Below are 20682 nucleotides of genomic sequence, written 5' to 3' on the forward strand. Positions count from 1 at the left end.
GAGGTCACCGTCACCAGCTACGTGCGCTGGCCCGCGTCGATCCGCACGTTGGTGCCCCCGCCCGCCGAGGTGCGGTTCATGCCCGACCGCCACCGGTTGACGTCGCAGAAGCTCGACCTGGACCTGAAGGGGGAGCCGCTGGTGCCCGCCCCCGCACACGGCCTGCCGCTGGAATACATGGAGGGCCCGTACCGGTATCAGGGCACCTTTCGCGGCGAACCGGTGAGCGGCTTCGCGTTCTATGAGCGATCACTGGCGCTGTATCGGGACTGGGAGCTGGCCGCCGTGCTCGAGGCGGCCGAGCCGGGGGAGCGCGATGAGGTGGCGCGCCTCATCGAGGAGCAGCGCTGACGGCGTTACTCCACGTCTCATGCCGATGTTGCAGACCCGGCTCGTTGCGGCCGAACACGAGGTGTTCCCGCACGCCCGATGCGAGGTTGACCTGTAGCTTCTCGACCAGTGCGTAGTCCTCGTCGCGGACGGTGCCGTGGGCGTATTCGAACACGGCCTGCGCACCGGCGGCCGTCGACTCATCCGACAGGTCCAGCGGCGTCGAGTTCTGGTGGACCGTAATCGACCGGCCGGCAACGTCGCTGGGGTAAACCCGGAAGAGCTCGCCGTTGGCGATCGTCGCCGACAGCACGATGTTGGGGAACAGGGCGTAGATGACGACCATGTTCTGCAACGGCTCCCATTGCTCTACGTTGCCGTCGTCGAGGTCGAGGATTCCGTTGAGGGGGAACACCAGTCGGTGATGCCGGCCGAACGAGTCGAAGACGGTGCAGTTGCTCCGCGCGATGGTCGCGAAGGTGGTCTTGTGTACGGTCGCGAAATGGTAGTTCTCCGCGAACGTGTCGATTGCGAGCTTCCAGTTGATCGGCTTGTCCAGCACCTTCTCGCCAAGGGGCGACCAACGCCCGATGCCCCACGCGTCGAGCTCGTCGGCGAGCGGTCCCAGGAAGGCGGGGATGTCGAGGGTGGTGTCGGGCTCGAGCGCAACCCAGAGGAAACCGGCGCATTCAGCGGCTGGGAGTTCGGCCAACTTCTGTCTGCCCGTCGAACTTTCGGGGAATCCCTCTTTACCCGGAGCGCCGACCAGATTGCCGTCGAGGTCGTAGTTCCATGCGTGGTACGGACAAACGAGTCGACGCGCCGAACCGCATCCTTCGGTGATCTGTGACTGCCTGTGCAGGCACACGTTCTCGAACGCCTTCACCGAACCGCTTGGTGTGCGGGTCAACAGGATCGACCGTCCCATCACCGTCTTCGTGCAATACGAGCCGGGCTTCGGCAGTTCGGAGACATAGCCGACCAGCTGAGGGCTGGTGCGCACCATCTCCACGTCGCGTGCGTGTCGCTCGGCTGATGTGTAAGTGTCTGCACGCACGGTGTACTCGGCGGGGGCCAGGTCGGTGGTCTTGTCCCGCGCCAATTTGAGCGCGCGACCGGTCAGGTCGACGAGCAGTTCGCGATCCATGACCGCTATTTTACTATCTTTATAAAGATGGGGACAAGGCACGGGTATCGAGCCTGGTCAGCCGCGGTCCCCGGTGCTGTAACTGCCCTGCTCCTTATAGGTCCGGTTGCTCGCATAGGCCATCAGCCGCACCGCGGTTCGCCGTCCCATCAGATGGCGAAAAGCGAAGTGCGTGAAACGCAGCACGCGTGCAGGGAACACAGTCGGCTTCTTCCCCAAAGCGTTCAGCGTTTCAGTGGCGACCTGCTCGGGCTCCTGGACCGGAACATTGGCATCCTCCGGTTCAGACGCCACGTAGTTGGGAGTTCGCGTCGCTCCCGCGCAACTCACGAGAACGTCGACCCGGTCATCACGCAGCTCCGCCCAGAGTCCCTCGGCCAGAACGAGGTTGTAGGCCTTGGTGGCGGAGTAATTCGCGACCCGCACCATTCCTTGCAGTGCGCCCATCGACGACATCAGAATGATCCCGCCGCGGCCTCGCGCACGGAACCGCTCGCCGAAGCCGTGTGCGAGCACGAGCGGCCCACGCACATTCACATCAATCTCCTTGAGATGCGTGTCGATGTCGAAGTTCCAGAACGGTCCGACGACGGAGAACGCCGCGTTGTAGATCAGGAGGCCGATGTCGAGGTCGACGAGTTCGTTGAGGATGCGGTCGAGGTCGCCGCGGTCGGCGAGGTCCGCGCGTAGCGCGCGTGTCTGCACACCGGTTGTGGCGGCGATGTCGTCGGCGATCTGCTGCGCGAGCTCGACGCGCCGTGCGATGAGCACGACATTGAGTCCCCGACTCGCGCACCCTCGGGCGAGCGCTTCGCCGAGCCCTTCCGATGCCCCTGCGACGACGGCCCACGCACCGTACCGTTGCGCGAATGTTGCCACGGCTAGCCCTCTTTCGCGATGACAGGTCGGGTGAAGGGGTGCTCCCGCCACATCCGAATCAGCACCCATATGGGAACGATCACCCAACCGGCGTTCGTTGCCAGCACCAGCGGGAGGTGATCGCTCGCGAACGGCCCGGCGATCTCCTCACCGAGAATGACCGTGACCGTCGCCAGCATCACGGACGCCCAGATGATCGACCAGTTTCGGATCCACTCCTTGCCCTTCCAGAACGCGTACAGCGCAGCGATGTAGAACGGGCCGTAGACGACCTGGTCGATGACGACAATCGTGGTGTACCACACGGGTCGTTCGTAGAGCAGCGGGTCGTATCTCTCGAAATACCAGTGCAGAAAGTCGATCATGTATGCCGGCGGCCAGATCGGATAGGTAAAGTTGTCTGGGTCGCGGATGACGAGTTGCTCGATGTCCGCCTGGTAGGTCACGAAGATGACGTTGACCAGAAAGAACATCCACAAGACGATGTCCTGCTTGCGCTCGCGGAACGGAATGACCTCGCGTTCAGCCGTAGTAGGCGGAGCCTCGGATATGTTGGCCATCAGTCGAACTCCATCGTCAGACTCGTCGGTCCGCTCAGGCCGAGCAGCGGCTTCCACGGCACCGCTGCCGTGCGGCGGGGGTTGGGAAATCGGCGGGCGAGGATCTTCAGCGCTTCGGCGAGCTCCAGCCGCGCCAGGTTGGCGCCGAGGCAGTAGTGCACTCCTCCGCCGAAGGTCAGAATGGGCGGTGGTTCGTCCCGGGTGATGTCGAAGCGCGTCGGATCGTCGTAGATGGCGCCGTCGCGATTGGCTGCATAAGTGTTGACGAGGATGAATGTGCCTGCTGGGAAGGTGTATTCGCCGACCGTGACATCGTCGATAGCGCTGCGCACGGTGCTGCACATCGACGGCGAGTGACGCATGGTCTCCTCAACCGCGCGCATCGCCAGGTCGGGCTTGTTGCTAAGCAGCGCCCACTGCTCGGGGTGATCGCACAGCACCTGCATCGAAGCGGCCAACTGACTTCGGGTGGTGTCGGTCCCGGCCACCAGAATGCTGAACGCCAACATGCGCAATTCGGCGGCGTCAAGCCGCTCGCCGCCGTCTTCGATGCGGATGAGCTCCGAGAGCAGATCATCGGTCAGGTGCTGTCGGCGTTGGGTGACCATTCCATCGATGTAGTCGTCGAACTCGCCCCATGCCTTGAGTACGGCGGGCTCCTCGTCGGCGAGGTTGATGTCGAAGCTGACGATCTTGAAAATGTCCTCGGCCCATCGGGAGAACTGTTGCCAGTCCTCGCGAGGAGCGCCCAGCAGCGCGCAGATCACCGGTATCGGGTAAGGGCGCGCGATGTCGGCCACGAATTCGCAGCGGCCCGTGTCGATGACAGCATCGATGAGCTCGTTGATGACTGCGCGGATGGTGTCGTGCATGCGTGCCGTAGCCCGCGGCGTGAAGGCCCTCGACACCAGGCTGCGCAGCCGGCGGTGTTCCTCGCCCTCCATGTTCAAGATGCTGCGCGTCACCCTGTCCCATAGCGGACCCGATGTGATGCCGTGCGCGGATAGATGTATGCCGGCCGGGACCACGAATCGCGGGTCGCGGAGGACCGTCCGGGCAAGTTCGTAGGAGAGCACCTCCGGGCCGATGGGTCCCAGTGCGATCGGCGCAACCTGCTGCGCGGCTCGGAACTGCGGATAGATCTCCTGCGGAGTGTCCGTGACGGCATAGGTCAGCGTCGGGAGTCCTGCGTCGAAGACGCTCGGCTTGGCGATGTTCACAGTCATGAGCCCTCCGGTGCGGCCGAACGGTTTCCGATCCGCAGCGGCAGCGACGGCAATGTGGATGTGGCTGATGGCCAGGTGATCTCGGGTTTGTATCCGGGTGCGAGCTCGAATTGCGGTACCCGGTTGAGCCATTCGAAGACGACGATCTTCAACTCCATCCGCGCCAGGTGCGAACCCAGACAACGGTGTGGGCCTCCGCCGAAGCCCCAGTGCTTGTGCAGCTTGCCGTCCATCACCAGATCGTCGCCGGACACCGCATCGCTGCCGTCACGGTTGATCGCGCCGAGGCACAATCGGACCTCCGCCCCCTCGGGGAGGGTGACTCCCGAGACCGTCACCTCACGTGTGGTGACGCGCCCCACCACTGGTGCCGCCGGGTCCAGCCGAATCATTTCTTCGACGAATACAGCTATCCGGTCGGGATGTCGGCGTAGGTCTTCGCGCAGTTCGGGGCGGCGGGCCAACTCCAGCATCGTCGCACCGATTGCCGAGGTGACGGTGTCCAGTCCAGCAAGGACGAACACGAAGGACAGCCCCAATGCCTCGGCGTCGGTGAGGGTCTCCTCGCCGTGCAGGAGTTGCGAAAGGATGCCGTCGCCAGGTTGACGCCGTTGTGTGTCAACGGCTTCGGCGAGATATTCGAACAGCTGCGCCGCCGGAATCAGATCGATCTTGTCGGGATCGCGTTCCAGGCCGAGATCGATGATGGCGTCCTTCCATGCGATCAGCTTGTCGCGGTCCTCGAGTGGCAGCCCGAACAACGTGAGGAAGACCTGTGACGGATATGGGGCGGCGAGGTCAGCCATCACCTCGCACTCGTCTCGCGTGGCGATCTCCGCGATGATCTTCGACGCTTGGGTCTGCAGCGAGGGCAGAACGTCGCCGAGCGCCTGCAGGCTGAAGAACGGGTGCAGAATCCTGCGGTACCGGGTGTGCTCGGGTGGATCGAACGCCAGCGGAACCAGCGGCACCGCGCTGACCATCCCATCGAAAGCCCGGGTGGACGAGAAGACCTCCGGATCGCGCAGCGCGGCAAGCACATCATCGCGGCTCGTGAGGTAGTACCAGCCATCGCCCTGCAGGACAGGACCAAGGCCGCGAAGCTTGGCCCAGCCGGCTCCCCGGTCAGCCGCCATCGGCAGGTCCTCATACAGAATGTGCGGAATGGGGTGCGGGTCAGTCATCATCGGTCACGGAATATTCGTGTCGAGCAGCGTCAGTGGCAGCCCGAAAACCGACAGGTCGATCTCCTCGAGATGAGTGCCGTCGCCCTCGAGCTTCTGCCGGAACCGGATGGAGGCGCCGTAACGGTCGGTAACGGCTTCCGCCGCTGACGCTTCGGGCACCTGGACGACGACGGTGTAGACGCCGTCACCCTTGCTGTCCAGAAACGCGCTGACCGATGCGGAGACCGGCGCAGTCGATCCCGGGATGGGGCTGATGACTTCTATTCCGTGGCCCCAGTCGAGGCTTATCCGCAGACCCAGTTCGGTCAGTTCGGTCGGCGTAAGGGTGAAGCCGAGTTCGGTGAACATCTGCGCCACTGCGTCATGACGTTCGAGCGCGACCGCGAAGACCACGTGATGCAGCGATGGTGACGCGGTCATGTGCGCACGAGTCCCCGAGGTCGAATCAAGCCCAGGTCGAGATGTGTCAGCCAGCCGGGCGCGGCATCGCACACATCGGGGATCGCATTGATGGCGCCCATCGCCGTCCAGTTGTATCCGGGATGCGTCATAGTGCCGTCCGGTTGCTCGACGCCTTTAAGGATGAGCTCGGTCGGCGGATCTCCCTCGATTGATATGCGGTAGCGCGTCGTGCCGAAATCCCATGCCGGGTCGAGCTTGTCGGTACTGGTAGTTGTGTAGAGCGCTTCGAAGACGATGAGCGGCCTGCCGTCGACCCACGCCGTCCATTCGTGGTGCTGGGCGGCGACCGTTCCGCGGGGTATCGCCCCCGACTCGTGCGTGATGTCCTCGGTGGCCACGGCGGCCCTCACGTCCGCGGCGGTCACCTCGTCGATGCTCACACCGAGGCCGTCGGCGATCATATACATCGACTGAGCGAAGAACGGCAAGCCGAGACCCAGAATCGTTGGCTCGGACACGAACTTGTCCTTGTCCTTGCCGAAACCCATCCAGTCGATGTGGTCCGTCGGTGCGTCAGTGAGGACATTGACGACCTCGTGGACGCGGATCTGGTCGATCCTGCTGATCACCCGGGCGAGCGTGAGCGGCAGGATGTCGCCTGCGTAACCCGGGTGGATGCCACCGGCATGAAAGGTGGCTCCGCCGTCCTCACATGCAGCACGTATCTTTTCGCCGTCGGCGGCGAAGTCCGCCGTCGGATAGAAGAATCCGCTCGTTGTGACGACATTCTTCCCGGAACGCAGTAGCCGGCAGACGGTTTCGGTGTCCATGATGATCGGCGTGAAGAAGACGCAGTCGGCGTCCATCGCGATGACGGCGTCGATGTCGTCCGTCGCGGTGACGCCGATCGGTGCGATGCCTGCAATCTCGCCCGCATCTTTGCCGACCTTGTCACTGCTGTGCACCAGCACCCCGACCAGGTCGAACACGGGACTGTCGGCGAAGTGCCGTACACCGACCTGCCCGACATCGCCTGTCATCCACTGAATGATTCGATAGGTCATGAGCCAGCCCGTATAGATGGTTCGAAGACGACTGGCAGCGAACGGAATCCACGGGTTACCGAGTTTCCGTGGAAGTGCGCCACGGCATCGGGCGCCAACCGATAGTCCGGCATCCTCGTCAAGACCTGTTCGATGCCGATGCGGAATTCCAGGCGGGCCAAGTTGGATCCGAGGCAGCGGTGGACGCCTGCGCCGAAGCCGAGGTGCCTGTTGGCCTGGCGGTCGAGGACGCAGCGATCCGGTTCGGGAAATTCGACGGGATCGCGATTGGCCGAGGCGTAGTTGACCAAAACCGATTCGCCGGGGCAGAACGTGTGGCCGTTCAGCTCGACTTCCTTGGCCACGGTCCGCGGGATGCCGTGGATGGACCCGCCGAAGCGGATCAGTTCCTCGATGGCGCGCGGCATGATGTCGGGCTCGCGAATGAGCCGGTCTCGCTCGTCTGGGTGGGTTGCCAGATAGTGGAACGCGAACGACATTGCGCTTGCGGTGGTTTCGAGGCCGGCCTGGACAAGAAGCATCGCGTTGGACACGACGTCGGTGAAGGCGAGTTTCTCACCGTCGATCTCGGCAGCGAGAAGCACGTCGATCATGTCGTCTTGGGGTACCGAGTCGATCCGCGCCGAAACCGCCCCGTGGATGTGCTGATACAGCCCACCCCAGGCCGCGGCGCGCGCTTCATCGGTGTCACCGTTGAGTCCCGCGTCGGTCAGCTCGATACACAACGGAACATCCTCGATCGGCATGCCGAGGAGGTACTTGAAGAAGACGATGCCGGGCTGGCGCCACGCCACCTCGGCTAGATCGCCGGTTCCTTGCTCGATGAAGTCGTCGATCAATCGATCTGTCTCGTGACGGATTTGAGGCGTCAGTGCCTTCATACGGGCCGGTGAGAAGTAGGGGTTCAGCACCTGGCGGAACTTTTGTTGCCGCGGTGGGTCAAGCGTGATGACCAGATCGCCCGCAAGCTGTTCGGACGCCTCCGGCGTCGGATTACTGGAGAAGTGCTCCCAGTCCTGCAGGATCTTGTAGCAGTCCTGATATCGCACAGCCACCCAGGCACCGCCGGGTGTGGCGGACAAAAACGGATCGTCGGTGTGGGCGAACGAGCCTGTGTTCCGCATCACGGAGTAGACGTCGTAGAGGAAGTCGTTGTCGTTGAAGTCCTCGTGGCGGAGATCCCAGTTTCCCGCATGCTCCTCTAGCGACTTCGTCACGGCGTCGCCTGCTGCGCCGCCGAAGCTTGCCGGGCTTGCCTTTCGTCGTGGATCTTGACGAGCTCGCGGAAGCCGATCCGGTTGTACTTCGGAACAGGCTGGATCCCCCATTCGTCCTGGGCGGTGTCCTTGCCCTCCGCTCCCTCGGGGGGACCCAGCGCGGGGTAGGGAACCTTGCATTCCAAAGTGTCGTCGGAGTACCGGACCTTCAGCAGCTCACTGCAGATCTCGGTCAGGCTCAGGGTCGGGTAGCCGTAATACACCGCCATGAACGGCAACGTGAACGCGCCTTCGATGACCAGGGCGACCAGGCACACCAAGACCGCCCTCTTGATCCACTTGTGCATGTTGGCGTAATACGGCGTGGTGCCAGGAGGGAGGTCGTCGGCCTTCTGATCCTCGGCCGATCCAGGTGTCGACGTAGATGAACTCACAGCAGTGCTCCTCGAATCAATTCAGTCGGTGAAGATCTCGCGGTTGACCGTGTGCAGATACGGGATCGCTAAAAACGGCGTGATGTAGAAGATGTCGTACAGCCACCAGCCGATGACCGGGAAGACCACGCCGGCGTATCGCACGTCGGCGTACATGGTCATGTTGAAGACGTAGAGGCACCAGATGAGTACGCCCATCCAGCAGGTGATGATCATCCACTGTTGGCCCCAGCGCTTCATCTGCAAGAAACCGATCGCCGCGGCGCACCGCATCGCGAACACCGTCAGGATCATCCCGAACACCATTGACTTCTCGCCCGGCGCGGCTGCGCCGCCGACCCAGGCTTCGTTGTAGTGCCAGAAGTAGCCAGCATCGAACATGGCGCCCCAGCCGACCATCAGCACGCGGTTGATCAAGGTGTGGTTGGCGACGAGATCCAGTGCCCAGCCCAGGCTGTTGAGCATCCCGTCGATCAGGACGAGGTATCCGATCAGCGTGACGATCATGGGCCGCATCGACAGACCGGCTCGGGCGGCTTGGCGCTGCAGCCATACCCCGCGCAAGAAGATGGGCAGACCGAAGATTCCCGGGGCCCACATACCCATCAGGCCGGCGCCGACGATCATCCACTTGTCGGCTCGGCGTTGAGCGAGCCGGGATTCTTCGTCGTGCTCTTCGAGCCCTACCGTTCCCTGGGTCGGCGCCAGAGCCTTCGAGCCCGAAAGGCGGTTGATCAGAGGGACGTTCACAACTCCCACCATCCGCGGGCGAAGGACATGTAGAGCTGGATTCCGAACATCGTCAGTAGGTAGCCGTAGATCACGATCTGCAGGACGATGAGAGCCCGCTTGCGCTTCTTCTCTTTCTGATCCATGGTCGCCGTGCTCCTTCCTAATGTGATGGGCTCGAGCTGTCGGCATCGGCCAGACTGGCGACAGCGACTTCGCGTAAACCTTCGGAGATCGCACCGTCGCTCGACAGTGGTGCGAGGATGCAGGCCTGCGCGGCCTCCAACTCGGTTGCCCCCGCGCCGATCAACTGCGCTGCGGTCACCAGCACGCGGGTAGACGGGGGCTCGAAGTGGAAAGCTTCGTCGGCGGTCCTGATGGCGACCGCGCACTGAACCAGGCGCTGGGCGGTGGCCGCCGGGATGCCCGCCTCGGCGACAATTACCTCTGCCTCCCGCTCCGGCGGTAGGTAACGCATCGAGAGCGTGACGAAGCGCTGACGGAACGACGGCTTGAGCTCCTTCAACGAACTGCGGTAGGCCGGGTTGTAGCTGCACACGAGCATGAAGCTCTCGGGTGCGGCGACGACCTCGCCTGCACGGTCGAGGTAGAGAGCGCGACGGTGATCGGTCAGCGAATGCAGAATGGCCAACGAATCATGGCGCGCTTCCACGACCTCGTCCAGGTAGCAGATCGCCCCGGCTTTGACGGCTCTGGTGAGGGGTCCGTCGGTCCACACCACGTCGCCTCCGGTCACCATGAATCGCCCGACGAGGTCGGAGCTGGTCAGATCGTCGTGGCAGCTGATGGTCACCACCGGACGTCGTAGCAGCAGGCCCATGTGCTCGACCAGACGTGTCTTGCCGCAGCCGGTCGGGCCGGTGAGCATCACTGGCAGTTGCCGGTGAAAGGCCTGCTCGAACAACTGAACTTCGGTGCCGTTCGAGTAATAGGTTTCGCTCATGCAGCCACCAACTCTCTGTGCACATGGGCCAGCACGCGGGGAAGTTCCTCGATACGCCGAATGCGCTGGGAGCGACGAGGTCCGAACACTTCGGGTAGGGGGTCGACGCGCGTCGGTCCAACGCCGACGTAGTACATGCTCACCCCGGCTTCCCGGGCTTCCTCGACCGCGTGCGCGGCGTCGGCCCACGCGTAGCGGCCCTCGTAGCCCTCGTCGGAGATCAGGCCGTCACCGATCACGATGAGTAGGCGCCTCTCCGACGGTCGGTCGAGCAGCCGGCTCGTCAGATGGCGGAGAGGCGCACCGAGCCTGGTGTATCCGCCGGCCGCGAGTCCGAGGCCGCCAGGGGGCACAAAGCGGCGATCTTCGAAATCCTTGAGGCACGTCAACTCGACGCGGTGCCGGGTGTTGCCGGTGAACACGAAGATGCCGTGGCGCTCGTGTGCAAGAGTCATCGCTTGGGAAAGAGCGTCGGCACAAGCCAATTCGAGTTTGAAGATCCTCCCGCCGTGCACTCCCAGCGACGAACTGCCGTCGAGCAGCAACGCGGTGGTGACGTCGCGGCTGCTGGGCAGCAGATCACGAAAGATGCGCGGTTCGATCGCCTCGCCGGTCGTCAGGTCCACGTAGTGGCTGACGTACTGCTCGACGTCCAGATCGGAGCCGTCTTCCAAGCGGTTCTTCATGGCGCGGTGGGTGTGTTCGCAGAACCACCTCCGTAGATCGGCGGATGCCCCCACCGGATGGCGCTGATGGCCTGCATGTGCGCGTTCGAGAACAGCGACGTGGTCGGCCATGAAGCTCTTCGTCCACGAGTTCCACTCCGGATACGGAATACCGGGACGGTGTTCGGGCGTCACGTCTAGGTCGTTGTCCTGCGGCCGGCTCGGCGGCGGCAGGTTCGGGTTGCGCACGCCACCGTCGCCGCCGACGGGGATCGAGTACGGCCGCGGCAGTCGCCTCTGCGAAGTGGTCCACGGCATCCTGCCGAAAGTCCGGCGCAGTTTATCGGCAAGGCTCTGCGGGTCGGTGTATGTCCTCGGCAGCGTACCGAGCAGTGGGTCGACGATCAGCCGTTGCGATGTCCGCGCCACTGCGACTGCGCGGTTGAGCATCTCTGTGGCGTCGAGGTCGCAGGCCGTCACGCCGAGGTCGGGCAGCAGCCGGCGAATCTCGGGCAGCAGCCCGGGCCAGTTCTCCGCGATCCAGCCCACCGCGACATTCGCCTCGACCAGTGTCAGTGCACTCAGCTCCCGCGCAGACAGCTCGTTCAATCGGTATTCGACGAGGCGATCCTTCGACGGTGAACATTGCAGGGCTACACCACATGTCAGGGTGCGTCGAGTCCAGTCATGCGCCGGCAGGGGATACGGGACATGGATGAAGTCGAGGCGCGAGCTCAGACCGAAGCCGCGCCTGGCCCCGCTGATCAGGCGCACGCCCTGGCGGCGCTGCCCACTCAAGGCGACCGCCGTCAGGGCACAACTGCGCTCGACAGCAAGCGCGTGCTCTTCGGAGAGTCCGGACATGCTTTCCCTGGCCGCTCTAGAAGGTGCCGATATTCGAGAACATCCAGTACCAGAACCAGATGATCAGACCCGTGCCGCCCCATGCGGCGACGTAGCGCAGGATCTCCCATACCCAGTCCACTTCAGGCCTCCTTGCCAGTGGGTTGTTGCATGCGGCATGCCGTCATCGGAATTCCAGGCCGCGCACGGCGGTGGCCACCAACTTGGCCAGCATCGTTTCGCGGGTGTCGAAGTTGCTCATTGTGGTCAGCACGCCGTAGATGCCGAGAAGGAAGAAGGCTGCGCTGTAGAACGCATCCACCTCCGGATGGACTTCGCCATCGCCTCTGGCCCGCTCGATCTCCTGGACCAAAAGCACGATGATCGGATGGTCGACCCACTCGTCCTTGTTTGGTCGTGTCGGTGAGAAATGCAGCGCAAGTAGCTCTTTGAAGAGCAGCGGGCCGAGCGTTCGTTCAAGGCCCGCGACCAGATGCACGACTTCGGTCAGGGCGGTCGCCAAGTCGTGCCGCTCGTCGAGGAACCGACCGAACTCCGCGGCCATTCGCGCTTCCTCGCGGCTCTCCAACTCCAGCAGCACATGCTCCTTGCTGGGGAAGTGGAAGAAGAAGGTCCCGTGCGCCACGCCTGCGGCGGCGACGATCGCATGAACGTCGGCGCCGGACATTCCCGCGCGCTTGAACTCGACGATCGCCGCGCCGAGTATGCGTTCCCGTGTCCGCAACCGGCGGGCATCACGCGACGAGTACTTGACCTGAGGCGTCATGGTACGCACTTTCTAACCCGTTTACTGACCAAAGTCAATGAGTACAGTCATCCAAATCAATCGGAGAAGATCTCGCGGTTGACCGAGTGCAGGTACGGGATTGCGAGAAACGGGGTGATGTAGAAGATGTCGTACAGCCACCAGCCGATGACCGGCAGCACGACTCCGGCATAGCGCACGTCGGCGTACATGGTCATGTTGAAGACGTAAAGGCACCAGATGAGCACGCCCATCCAACAGGTGATGATCATCCATTGGTGGCCCCAGCGCTTCATCTGCAAGAAACCGATCGCCGCGGCGATCCGCATGGTGAAGACGGTGAGGATCATCCCGACTTCCATGGCCTTCTCGCCAGGACCCGCGGCACCGCCCAACCACAACTCGTTGTAGTGCCAGAAGTATCCGGCGTCGAACATGGCGCCCCAGCCGTTCAACAGGATGCGGGCCAGGATGGTGTGGTTGGCGACAAGGTCGAGCGCCCAGCCCACGGTGTTGATGGCCGCGTCGATGATGACGAGGTAGCCAAGCAGAGTGACCAACATGGGTCGGACGGTCAGACCCTCTCGCTGTGCTTTGCGCATCAGCCATACGCCGCGAAGGAAGAGCGGAAGACCGAAGACGCCCAGCGCCGCGGTGCCGATCAGCAGGCTGCCCGAGATGAGCCACTTGTCGGCCTGTCGCTGCGCGAGTCGCGACGCCTCCATGTGTTCATCGAGACCACTGGTGAGCACGGCCGTCGGTGTCTCCATGCGGCCACCGCCGCGGCCGAGCCTCGACGTCGGCAGATTCACAATGACTGACTATAGTCAATCACCCAAAGTAGTCAATCGGCTAGTTTGGCGCCGAGGCTCCGCAGCGTCCTGGCCACATAGTCGTCGAGCATCGCGCTCTGAGCCGGCCAGTTGTGGGTTGTCGTCAGCAGTGCGTACAGGCCGAGGAGAAAGAACACCGCGCTGTTCATCGCGGTCACGTCGGCATCCACCCGGCCGCGCTCCCGGGCCTGTTCGATCTCGGTGGCGACGGTGACGATGACGGGGTGTTCGGTGCTTTCGTCCGCCGGCCGTGTCTGTGAGAAATGCAGTGCCAAGAAGTCTTTGAACAGTGCGGCACCCAGCCGGCGCTCCAATCCCACGATGAGGCGGACCGTCTCTTCGAATATCGAGGAGAGGTCGCGTTCGGAAGCGACGTAGCGACCGAGTTGCTTGGCGATGCGCTCCTCTTCGCGCCGCTCCAACTCCAGCAGGACGTGTTCCTTGGTGGGGAAGTGAAAGAAGAAGGTTCCGTGCGCGACGCCAGCAGCTGCCACGATGGCGCCGACGTCAGCCGCGGCGAGCCCGGATCGCTTGAACTCGGCGATCGCAGCGCCCATCAGCCGTTCGCGAGTTTGAAGACGTTTCGCTTCGCGTGCTGAGGGCTTGTCTACCACGGCCATACGCCCACAATATCGCCAAGCGGACAATGCAGGCGGCGTAGTCCGTTGACTTCAGTCAGTGCGGTCCGTTTAGATGATGGCCACTATCTGCGACCACTGAGGATGATGATGCGCCGAGTCGTTCAATTCTCCACCGGCAATGTCGGTCAACATTCACTCAAGGCGATCATCGGACGGCCGGATCTCGAGTTGGTCGGGGTGCATGCCGCCAGCCCGAACAAGATCGGCCGAGACGCATCCGAGCTGTGCGGGCTCAAAGAGCCGACGGGCATCGTCGCGACCGACGACATCGACGCACTCATCGCGCTGAAGCCGGATTGCGTCGTCTACACCGCGCAGGGCGAAACACGGCCCATGGAAGCTCTCGAACAGATGTCGAAGTTTCTCGCCGCAGGCATCAACGTCGCGGCCACGTCGATGGTGTGGTTGGTCACTCCCCGGCAGGCCGATGACTGGCTGCGGGAACCGCTGGAGAAGGCCTGTCAGGCAGGCAACGCGTCGTTGTACGTCAACGGTATCGACCCCGGCTACTCCGGTGACACCGAGGTACACAGCGCGCTGAGCCTCGTCACTCGCGCTACGTCGGTCACCGTCCAGGAGATCTTTGACTACGCCAACTATGACGACTACGAATTCACGGGCGTCTCAATGGGATTCGGGATGGCCGCCGACGCCGACCCACCGATGCTTTTCCTGCCCGGCGTTCTCACCGCGATGTGGGGCGGTCCGGTCCGTAACCTCGCAGAACAGCTCGGCGTGAAGCTCGACGAGATCCGTCAGCGCATAGAGCCCTGGTATACCGACAAGCGGATCGAATGCAAGATGGCAACCATTGAGCCCGGCCAGATGGCGGCTGTCAGGTTCGCGGTCGAAGGGATACGCGACGGGGTTCCGGTGATCACGATGGAACACATCACCCGACTGACCGCGGCATCGGCTCCTGACTGGGAGTATCCGCCCGACGGCAAGGCCGGTGTGCACCGCGTGGTGGTGGAAGGCGAGCCCCGGGTCGAACTCAACACACATGTATCCGACCCGATACTCGACGTCACCGAAGCGGGATGCGTGTCCACGGCGGCCCGGGTGGTCAACGTGATCGACTGGCTCAGCAGCGCGCCGGCAGGGCTGATCGCTGTGGAGGACGTCCCGCAGGCGGCGGTCATCCGCGGTCTTATGTGGGCTGCTCCGTGACCAGCTTGCGCAACGGACGTCCCGACGTCTCACGCATCGTCAACACCGTCGCGAGCGAGACGATCGCTGCGACGATCACGTAGTACGCGGGCGCCAGCTCGTTGCCGGTGCGGTCGGTAAGCCAGGTGGCGACATAAGGCGCCGTTCCTCCGAAGATGGCGACAGAGATGTTGTAGCCGATCGAGTAGGCGCCCGATCGCACCCGGGTGGCGAACAGCTCCGCTCCTGCAGCCAGGGACGCCGAGACGAACACCGCCTCGACGGCCGCCAATCCTGCGTGCCCGGCGATGGCCGCGGCCAACGAGCCCGAATTCAGCAGCAGGAACAACGGATAGGCGAAGAGGATGAAGCCGACCGAGCCCGCAATGAGTAGGGGCTTGCGTCCGATCCTGTCGGACAGGGCGCCCAACGGCGGGATGAGAATCAGTGCGACGACGCTGGCGATCGCGATGGAGATGAACGCATCCAACTTGGTGAATTCCAGCGTCTTGGTGAAGTAGCTCGGCAGGAAGGTGAACACCGTGTAGAAGCCGACGTTGTGAATGACCACCAACCCGAAGATCTGCAGGATGGGCCGCCATGACGTCATGATGGCCTCCTTCAGCGGCGACTCGGAGACCTCACCGTCGTCGCGAAGCTCCTCGAACTCCGGGGTGTCGCGCAACCGCAGCCGGATGTACAGCCCGACAGCGCCGAGCAGGCCCGCAAGCAGGAACGGGATCCGCCAGCCGTAGGAAGCCATCGCTGCCTCGGGAAGCACCGCCTGCAGCACGGTGACGGTGATGGATCCGAGCAGGAACCCGACGACGACCGACCACACCAGGAACGAGACGATGAAGCCGCGGTGTTTGTCGGGGGCATACTCCGCGAGGTAGCACGCACCGCTGCCGTACTCACCGCCTGCCGAGAAGCCTTGCAGGCAACGCAGAAGCAGAAGAAGCAAGGGGGCGCCGACACCGATCGCGTCATAGCTCGGCACCAGACCGATCGCGAATGTCGAGCCCGACATCAGCAGGATCACGATCGCCAGCACGCGCTGACGGCCGATCCGATCGGCCAGCGGCCCGAAGAACAAGCCGCCGAGCGGTCGCATGAAGAAGGCCGCCGCGAAGATCGCAAATGTGTTCAGCAGCGCGACGGTGTCGTCACCGGACGGGAAGAATTTGTCGGCGATGTAGGTGGCGAGGACGCTGTAGATCGCGAAGTCGAACCATTCGACGGTGTTTCCGATCGCCGCGCCACGCACTGCTTTTCGCACAGCCGATGCGTCGGGATGCCGCGCAGAGACCTGCTTGTCATGGACGGTCATGGCTGTCCTCCTACAGAGTCGTATTCAGCGTGTGGTCGATCGGTGATGAACATGTGGCCCGGCGCGTGGAAAATGGCAAGCGACGGTTTGGCCGCGATCACAACCGCCTGAGGCGTCACACCGCACGCCCAGAAGACCGGCACTTCACCCGGTGCGACCGTGACGGCATCGCCGTAGTCGGGCGCGTCGAGGTCGGTGATGCCGAGCGCGGTGGGGTCGCCGACATGTACCGGTCCGCCGTGCATGGCAGGGAAGCGCGAGGAGATCGCGATCGCGCGTGCGACGTCCTCTGGCGCGAAGGGCCTCATCGACACGACCAGCGGACCCTCGAACGGTCCGGCGCCGACACAAGGACGATCCGTGACGTACATCGGGACGTTGACGCCTTGGCGTTGATGAGCCAGCGGGAGGCCGGCGGTGGCGAGCGCGAATTCGAATGTGAAGGAGCAGCCGAGCAGGAAGCTCACCAGATCGTCGCGCCAGTAGCGAGTGACATCCGTCGGCTCGTCGACAAAAGCGCCATCGGAGAAGACCCGGTAACGCGGTAGGTCGGTGCGCAGATCGGCGTCGGGGGAAAGCGCGGTGGGAGTCGGTGAGCCGGTGTCGGCGACGTCCAGCACCGGACACGGCTTAAGGTTCCGCACGCAGAAGCGTGCGAAGTCGAGTGCGCTGTCGGCGGGCAGGATAACAAGGTTGGCCTGCGCATATCCCGGTGCTAGCCCGCTGGTCGGCCCGGTGTATTCGCCGCTGCGGATGCGGGCGCGCGCACCGGCCGACTCGGACTCTGCGACATGCGTTACCGGACTGGGACCGCCCATGCGGCGGGGGTTCCCTATCGGCCGAGATAAATAACGTCAAACGGCTAACTACTCAACCGCCGCGAGCGCCTCGGCGGCGTCAGCTCAGTCGCTGGCGGGAAGTGGCTTGGCTTCCTTGACGGTCAGCGCCGTTGTCCCAACCGACAGTGTGCCTTTGCCTGCCTTGGTGACGAGCACCTCGGCCCCGTTCTCGTCGACGTAGCGCTTACCCATCAAGTTCCCGTCGGACAACGCTTCGTCCAGCGCGAGATCGGAGGAGACCTCTTGGTCGATCGGCACCATCGGCGCGCCACCCGCGCGCAGGTCGTCGAGGCTGTCGGCGGATCTGACCACGATCACCTGGGTGTCGCACACCTGGCTCTTTAGACGAGTGCCGTTCTTGATCATGCTGTGCTCCTTGTGAATTCGGCGACAAGCTCGCGCCGCAGCACCTTGCCGGTCGGGGTGGTGGGCAACTCTTCACGGAAGACCACCCGGTCGGGTGTTCTGGATCCGCGCAGACTGTTTCGGACATGCTCGCGCAAGTCGTCTGGATCGGGGTTCGCGCCCTCGACAGGTACCACGACGGCGACGATGATCTGCCCCCATTCGGGGTCCTCTGGCCCGACGACGGCGCACAGGTGTACATCGGGATGCTCGACGAGGACATCCTCGATCTCGGCGGGCGCGATGTTCTCGCCGCCGCGGATGATGGTGTCATCAGACCTGCCACCGATGAACAGGTATCCGCTCTCGTCGAGCATGGCAACGTCTTTGGTGGGGAACCAGCCCTCGGTGTCGAGCACCGAACCGATCTCGGCGTAGCGCCCCGACACCTGTTCGCCGCGGACGAACAACTCGCCGGTTTCTCCGGCGCCGAGCACTCTTCCGTCGTCCGCCCGGATCTGCACCTCTACGCCGGGTACCGGTTGGCCGACCGAACCGAGGCGCCGGGCGACGGCACCGTCCGACGCGCCGAACGCCTCGCGGTGATCGTCGGGCGTGAGCACCGCGATCGACGAACTTGTCTCGGTGAGGCCGTAAGCATTGACAAAGCCCACGCCGGGCAGCAGTCCCAGCGCCTTGCGGACAAGGGGAAGCGCGACCTTCGATCCGCCGTAGGCGAGATTCCGCAGCGTCGGAAGATCCGTCGGTGTGCGTTCGAGCGTCGTGACGATGCGGTCGAGCATCGTCGGCACCACGGTTGCGGTGGTGATGCCCTCGTCGGACACCAACCGAACCCACTCGGCCGGGTCGAACTTGGTGAGATACACCATCTTTCGGCCCGCATAGAGGTTCGACAGCGCCGCACTGACACCCGCGATGTGGTAGGGCGGCACACAGATCAACGCCGCATCATCGGGCGATGCCGAACCGAACTCCACCGTGCCGGTCACGTAGCTCGTCAGATTGTTGTGTGTCAGCTCGACGGCCTTGGGTCGCGAAGTCGTGCCGGAGGTGAACAGCACCACGGCGATGTCGTCGGGATCGGCGAATTCGGAAACTGGCTCGGCGGCCCTCGCGGATTCAACGAACTTAGCCGAGGAGATCACCAGCTTGCCCGCGCCCGCGACCACGTCGGAGTATTCAGCGTCGGCGATGACAACAGGGCTGGGCAGCCGGTCGATCAGTTCGCGGAGCCCATCGCCACTGAGCCGGTAGTTCAGCGGTGTCACCGCGACCGCGGCGCGCGCTGCGGAGAACAGCACCAGGGGCAGCATCGCCCCGCCGGTGCCGACATAGGCGACGTGCTGCGCCCCGGACGCCGCGATAACCCCGGCTCCGCCGTCGGCAAGCGCGCTGAGTTGCGCTGTGGTCAATCGGATATCGCCGGAGACCACGGCAGTCCGGTCTGGATCGCTCGAGGAGGCCATCTCGAGCAGCAAAGAGACGCTCATGATTTGTCGACGAAGATATCAAGAATGGGGTCGTCGCCGCCGCCATAGCGGGACAGGTCGGTGACGCCTGACTCGACGAGGATCTCCGAATCGATGTAGCACTTGCCGTTCACCGCGGCCGCGGGCCGGGAGAAGATCTCGACCGCGGCGTCTCCCATGATCTGCGGATCCCGTGAGCGGTCCAGCATCGATTCGAAGTTCGGCGAATTCGCTACCGCTGCGGTGGCGATATACGTCTCGGGCCACAGGCAGGCGAATCCGATGCCCGTATCGGCGTACTCCGATGCCCAACCCAGCGACAGCAGGGTCATGCCGTACTTCGACAGGGTGTACGCCGGGTGCGCGCCCAGCCAGTGCGCGCTCATATTCATCGGCGGCGCCAGGGTCACCACGTGTGCGTTTGCGGATCCGCGCAGGTGTGGCAGACACGCCTTGGTCAACAGGAATGTGCCCCTGATGTTGATGTCCATCATCAGGTCGAACTTCTTGGCCGCGAGTTGCTCGGTCGGGTCGGTTGCGATGGCGCTGGCGTTGTTCACGCAGATGTCGACGCCGCCGAAGTGCGCAACCGCGGTGTCGACGGTGCGCGCCACGTCGTCTTCGTTGCGCACGTCACCGACCACCGCCACACCCTTGCCGCCTGCGGCCTCGATCTCGGCGACGGCGGTGTGCACGGTGCCCGGAAGCCTCGGATGCGGTTCGGCCGTCTTGGCCAGCAGCACGACGTTTGCGCCGCGCCGTGCGGCCGCGAGTGCGATCGCCAGCCCGATGCCCCGGCTTGCGCCGGAGACGACGAGAGTGCGGTCGGCGAGCGACTGGTTGGACTGACCCGACATCACGCCTCCTGTCGACGAGTACTCACCCTAACAAACCGGTATTGCCATTCTCATTTTACGCAAGTGCCATAATCACTGAATACTGGGTTTTTGACCCGCTGAGGCGCTCCTGCGCACACCCTCTTCGGTGCGCGTTTCCGGCAGACGGTATTGGCATTCTCATTTTTTGCAAGTACGTTATCCATTGATGAGCGAGCCAGTTCAGACCCCCTCCGGCATCCCGCTGCAGCCGGTCTACGGGCCCGGCGACCGGGCCGGTGAACCGCCTTCGCCAGGTGCGTATCCGTTCACCCGCGGCAACTTCGCGAGCGGATACCGCGGCAAGCTGTGGACGTTTCGCCAGTATTCGGGCTTCGGAACCGCCGAGGAGTCCAACCGTCGCTACCGGTACCTGCTCGACCAGGGCGGAACGGGCCTGTCGGTCGCGCTCGACCTGCCGACGCAATGCGGTTTCGATTCCGACGACCCGGAGGTGAGCGAGGAGGTCGGCCGGGTCGGTGTCGCGGTCGACACCCTGGCCGACGCCGAGGTTCTGTTCGACGGCATCCCGCTGGACAAGATCAGCACCAGCTTCACGATCAACGGCACGGCGGCGATCCTGCTGGCGTTCTACGTCGCGGCCGCCGAGAAGAAGGGCGTGCCGCGCGAGAAGCTGACGGGCACCATCCAGAACGACATCCTCAAGGAGTACGCCTCGCGCGGCACCTGGATCTGGCCGCCGGAGCCGTCGCTTCGACTGATCGCCGACACCATCGAATTCTGCGCGGCAGAAGTGCCGAGGTTCA

General features: G+C 63.8%; 23 protein-coding genes and 1 pseudogene. 3 read left to right on the forward strand and 21 right to left on the reverse strand.

Annotated elements, in window-relative coordinates:
• Nucleotides 1–351: pseudogene (locus QOJ24_RS24225) on the forward strand (secreted hydrolase); the annotation flags it as partial.
• Here QOJ24_RS24225 and QOJ24_RS24230 read toward each other — a convergent pair.
• The 16 genes from QOJ24_RS24230 to QOJ24_RS24305 form a co-directional block, all read right to left on the reverse strand.
• On the reverse strand, nt 332–1477 hold the full coding sequence (locus QOJ24_RS24230; protein WP_526265888.1) for an aromatic ring-hydroxylating oxygenase subunit alpha: 1146 nt from the start codon (nt 1475–1477) through the stop codon (nt 332–334). The pseudogene QOJ24_RS24225 and the gene QOJ24_RS24230 sit on opposite strands and share 20 nt — an antisense overlap.
• 57 nt (nt 1478–1534) lie before the next feature.
• Complete coding sequence (locus QOJ24_RS24235) at nt 1535–2356, reverse strand: SDR family NAD(P)-dependent oxidoreductase (protein ID WP_526265889.1); 822 nt, start codon at nt 2354–2356, stop codon at nt 1535–1537.
• Nucleotides 2357–2358: 2 nt separating this feature from the next.
• Nucleotides 2359–2916, reverse strand: a complete 558-nt coding sequence (locus QOJ24_RS24240; protein WP_526265890.1) for a hypothetical protein — start codon at nt 2914–2916, stop codon at nt 2359–2361.
• On the reverse strand, nt 2916–4142 hold the full coding sequence (locus QOJ24_RS24245) for a cytochrome P450 (protein ID WP_526265891.1): 1227 nt from the start codon (nt 4140–4142) through the stop codon (nt 2916–2918). The genes QOJ24_RS24240 and QOJ24_RS24245 overlap by 1 nt, the downstream gene beginning before the upstream one ends.
• Entirely contained in the window at nt 4139–5326 is a 1188-nt protein-coding gene (locus tag QOJ24_RS24250; protein WP_526265908.1) for a cytochrome P450, read from the reverse strand. Before QOJ24_RS24250 ends, QOJ24_RS24245 begins: the two co-directional genes overlap by 4 nt.
• Before the next feature lie 6 nt (nt 5327–5332).
• A complete protein-coding gene (locus QOJ24_RS24255; protein ID WP_526265892.1) occupies nt 5333–5749 on the reverse strand; it encodes a hypothetical protein in 417 nt (138 codons plus the stop codon).
• Entirely contained in the window at nt 5746–6795 is a 1050-nt protein-coding gene (locus QOJ24_RS24260) for an NAD(P)H-dependent amine dehydrogenase family protein (protein WP_526265893.1), read from the reverse strand. The genes QOJ24_RS24255 and QOJ24_RS24260 overlap by 4 nt, the downstream gene beginning before the upstream one ends.
• Entirely contained in the window at nt 6792–8012 is a 1221-nt protein-coding gene (locus QOJ24_RS24265) for a cytochrome P450 (RefSeq protein WP_526265894.1), read from the reverse strand. Before QOJ24_RS24265 ends, QOJ24_RS24260 begins: the two co-directional genes overlap by 4 nt.
• Nucleotides 8009–8446 (reverse strand): hypothetical protein, encoded by a 438-nt coding sequence (locus tag QOJ24_RS24270; protein WP_526265895.1) that lies wholly within the window; start codon nt 8444–8446, stop codon nt 8009–8011. The genes QOJ24_RS24265 and QOJ24_RS24270 overlap by 4 nt, the downstream gene beginning before the upstream one ends.
• Nucleotides 8447–8467: 21 nt before the next feature.
• Nucleotides 8468–9196, reverse strand: coding sequence for a hypothetical protein (locus QOJ24_RS24275; RefSeq protein ID WP_526265896.1), 729 nt, complete (start codon nt 9194–9196; stop codon nt 8468–8470).
• Nucleotides 9193–9321 (reverse strand): hypothetical protein, encoded by a 129-nt coding sequence (locus QOJ24_RS24280; protein ID WP_255419282.1) that lies wholly within the window; start codon nt 9319–9321, stop codon nt 9193–9195. Before QOJ24_RS24280 ends, QOJ24_RS24275 begins: the two co-directional genes overlap by 4 nt.
• Nucleotides 9322–9338: 17 nt before the next feature.
• The gene (locus QOJ24_RS24285) at nt 9339–10139 is read right to left on the reverse strand and encodes an AAA family ATPase (protein ID WP_526265897.1); all 801 of its coding nucleotides are present in this window, start codon (nt 10137–10139) and stop codon (nt 9339–9341) included.
• A complete protein-coding gene (locus tag QOJ24_RS24290) occupies nt 10136–11668 on the reverse strand; it encodes a nitric oxide reductase activation protein NorD (protein ID WP_526265898.1) in 1533 nt (510 codons plus the stop codon). Before QOJ24_RS24290 ends, QOJ24_RS24285 begins: the two co-directional genes overlap by 4 nt.
• A 163-nt stretch (nt 11669–11831) precedes the next feature.
• Entirely contained in the window at nt 11832–12434 is a 603-nt protein-coding gene (locus QOJ24_RS24295; protein ID WP_526265899.1) for a TetR/AcrR family transcriptional regulator, read from the reverse strand.
• Nucleotides 12435–12490: 56 nt separating this feature from the next.
• Nucleotides 12491–13183, reverse strand: coding sequence for a hypothetical protein (locus QOJ24_RS24300; RefSeq protein WP_526265909.1), 693 nt, complete (start codon nt 13181–13183; stop codon nt 12491–12493).
• A 74-nt stretch (nt 13184–13257) separates the two neighbouring features.
• The gene (locus QOJ24_RS24305; RefSeq protein WP_526265900.1) at nt 13258–13866 is read right to left on the reverse strand and encodes a TetR family transcriptional regulator; all 609 of its coding nucleotides are present in this window, start codon (nt 13864–13866) and stop codon (nt 13258–13260) included.
• Nucleotides 13867–13974: 108 nt separating this feature from the next.
• On the opposite strand from QOJ24_RS24305, the gene QOJ24_RS24310 reads away from it, so the two are divergent.
• Nucleotides 13975–15057, forward strand: coding sequence for an NAD(P)H-dependent amine dehydrogenase family protein (locus QOJ24_RS24310; protein ID WP_526265901.1), 1083 nt, complete (start codon nt 13975–13977; stop codon nt 15055–15057).
• Here the strand turns inward: QOJ24_RS24310 and QOJ24_RS24315 are convergent.
• The 5 genes from QOJ24_RS24315 to QOJ24_RS24335 all read right to left on the reverse strand — a co-directional run bounded on the left by QOJ24_RS24315 (nt 15038) and on the right by QOJ24_RS24335 (nt 19897).
• Nucleotides 15038–16366: an MFS transporter gene (locus tag QOJ24_RS24315; RefSeq protein WP_526265902.1), complete on the reverse strand. Its 1329-nt coding sequence runs from the start codon at nt 16364–16366 to the stop codon at nt 15038–15040. The two genes, QOJ24_RS24310 and QOJ24_RS24315, sit on opposite strands and share 20 nt — an antisense overlap.
• Complete coding sequence (locus QOJ24_RS24320; RefSeq protein ID WP_526265903.1) at nt 16363–17184, reverse strand: putative hydro-lyase; 822 nt, start codon at nt 17182–17184, stop codon at nt 16363–16365. Before QOJ24_RS24320 ends, QOJ24_RS24315 begins: the two co-directional genes overlap by 4 nt.
• An 84-nt stretch (nt 17185–17268) precedes the next feature.
• The gene (locus QOJ24_RS24325) at nt 17269–17571 is read right to left on the reverse strand and encodes a hypothetical protein (RefSeq protein WP_526265904.1); all 303 of its coding nucleotides are present in this window, start codon (nt 17569–17571) and stop codon (nt 17269–17271) included.
• Nucleotides 17568–19061, reverse strand: coding sequence for a class I adenylate-forming enzyme family protein (locus QOJ24_RS24330; RefSeq protein WP_526265905.1), 1494 nt, complete (start codon nt 19059–19061; stop codon nt 17568–17570). Before QOJ24_RS24330 ends, QOJ24_RS24325 begins: the two co-directional genes overlap by 4 nt.
• A complete protein-coding gene (locus QOJ24_RS24335) occupies nt 19058–19897 on the reverse strand; it encodes an SDR family oxidoreductase (protein WP_526265906.1) in 840 nt (279 codons plus the stop codon). The genes QOJ24_RS24330 and QOJ24_RS24335 overlap by 4 nt, the downstream gene beginning before the upstream one ends.
• A gap of 187 nt (nt 19898–20084) precedes the next feature.
• Between QOJ24_RS24335 and QOJ24_RS24340 the strand changes: the two genes are divergently transcribed.
• Nucleotides 20085–20682: methylmalonyl-CoA mutase family protein (locus tag QOJ24_RS24340; RefSeq protein ID WP_526265907.1), on the forward strand; the 598-nt coding region annotated here is incomplete at its 3' end.

Source organism: Mycobacterium sp. (assembly GCF_032159775.1).
Taxonomy (GTDB): domain Bacteria; phylum Actinomycetota; class Actinomycetes; order Mycobacteriales; family Mycobacteriaceae; genus Mycobacterium.

Excerpts from the sequence above, each read along its gene's own strand:
- QOJ24_RS24230 (WP_526265888.1), bottom strand. The coding sequence starts at position 1,477 with ATGGATCGCGAACTGCTCGTCGACCTGACCGGTCGCGCGCTCAAATTG.
- QOJ24_RS24240 (WP_526265890.1), bottom strand. The coding sequence starts at position 2,916 with ATGGCCAACATATCCGAGGCTCCGCCTACTACGGCTGAACGCGAGGTC.
- QOJ24_RS24245 (WP_526265891.1), bottom strand. The coding sequence starts at position 4,142 with ATGACTGTGAACATCGCCAAGCCGAGCGTCTTCGACGCAGGACTCCCG.
- QOJ24_RS24250 (WP_526265908.1), bottom strand. The coding sequence starts at position 5,326 with ATGACTGACCCGCACCCCATTCCGCACATTCTGTATGAGGACCTGCCG.
- QOJ24_RS24255 (WP_526265892.1), bottom strand. The coding sequence starts at position 5,749 with ATGACCGCGTCACCATCGCTGCATCACGTGGTCTTCGCGGTCGCGCTC.
- QOJ24_RS24260 (WP_526265893.1), bottom strand. The coding sequence starts at position 6,795 with ATGACCTATCGAATCATTCAGTGGATGACAGGCGATGTCGGGCAGGTC.
- QOJ24_RS24280 (WP_255419282.1), bottom strand. The coding sequence starts at position 9,321 with ATGGATCAGAAAGAGAAGAAGCGCAAGCGGGCTCTCATCGTCCTGCAG.
- QOJ24_RS24285 (WP_526265897.1), bottom strand. The coding sequence starts at position 10,139 with ATGAGCGAAACCTATTACTCGAACGGCACCGAAGTTCAGTTGTTCGAG.
- QOJ24_RS24290 (WP_526265898.1), bottom strand. The coding sequence starts at position 11,668 with ATGTCCGGACTCTCCGAAGAGCACGCGCTTGCTGTCGAGCGCAGTTGT.
- QOJ24_RS24295 (WP_526265899.1), bottom strand. The coding sequence starts at position 12,434 with ATGACGCCTCAGGTCAAGTACTCGTCGCGTGATGCCCGCCGGTTGCGG.
- QOJ24_RS24300 (WP_526265909.1), bottom strand. The coding sequence starts at position 13,183 with ATGGAGACACCGACGGCCGTGCTCACCAGTGGTCTCGATGAACACATG.
- QOJ24_RS24305 (WP_526265900.1), bottom strand. The coding sequence starts at position 13,866 with ATGGCCGTGGTAGACAAGCCCTCAGCACGCGAAGCGAAACGTCTTCAA.
- QOJ24_RS24310 (WP_526265901.1), top strand. The coding sequence starts at position 13,975 with ATGCGCCGAGTCGTTCAATTCTCCACCGGCAATGTCGGTCAACATTCA.
- QOJ24_RS24315 (WP_526265902.1), bottom strand. The coding sequence starts at position 16,366 with ATGACCGTCCATGACAAGCAGGTCTCTGCGCGGCATCCCGACGCATCG.
- QOJ24_RS24320 (WP_526265903.1), bottom strand. The coding sequence starts at position 17,184 with ATGGGCGGTCCCAGTCCGGTAACGCATGTCGCAGAGTCCGAGTCGGCC.
- QOJ24_RS24325 (WP_526265904.1), bottom strand. The coding sequence starts at position 17,571 with ATGATCAAGAACGGCACTCGTCTAAAGAGCCAGGTGTGCGACACCCAG.
- QOJ24_RS24330 (WP_526265905.1), bottom strand. The coding sequence starts at position 19,061 with ATGAGCGTCTCTTTGCTGCTCGAGATGGCCTCCTCGAGCGATCCAGAC.
- QOJ24_RS24335 (WP_526265906.1), bottom strand. The coding sequence starts at position 19,897 with ATGTCGGGTCAGTCCAACCAGTCGCTCGCCGACCGCACTCTCGTCGTC.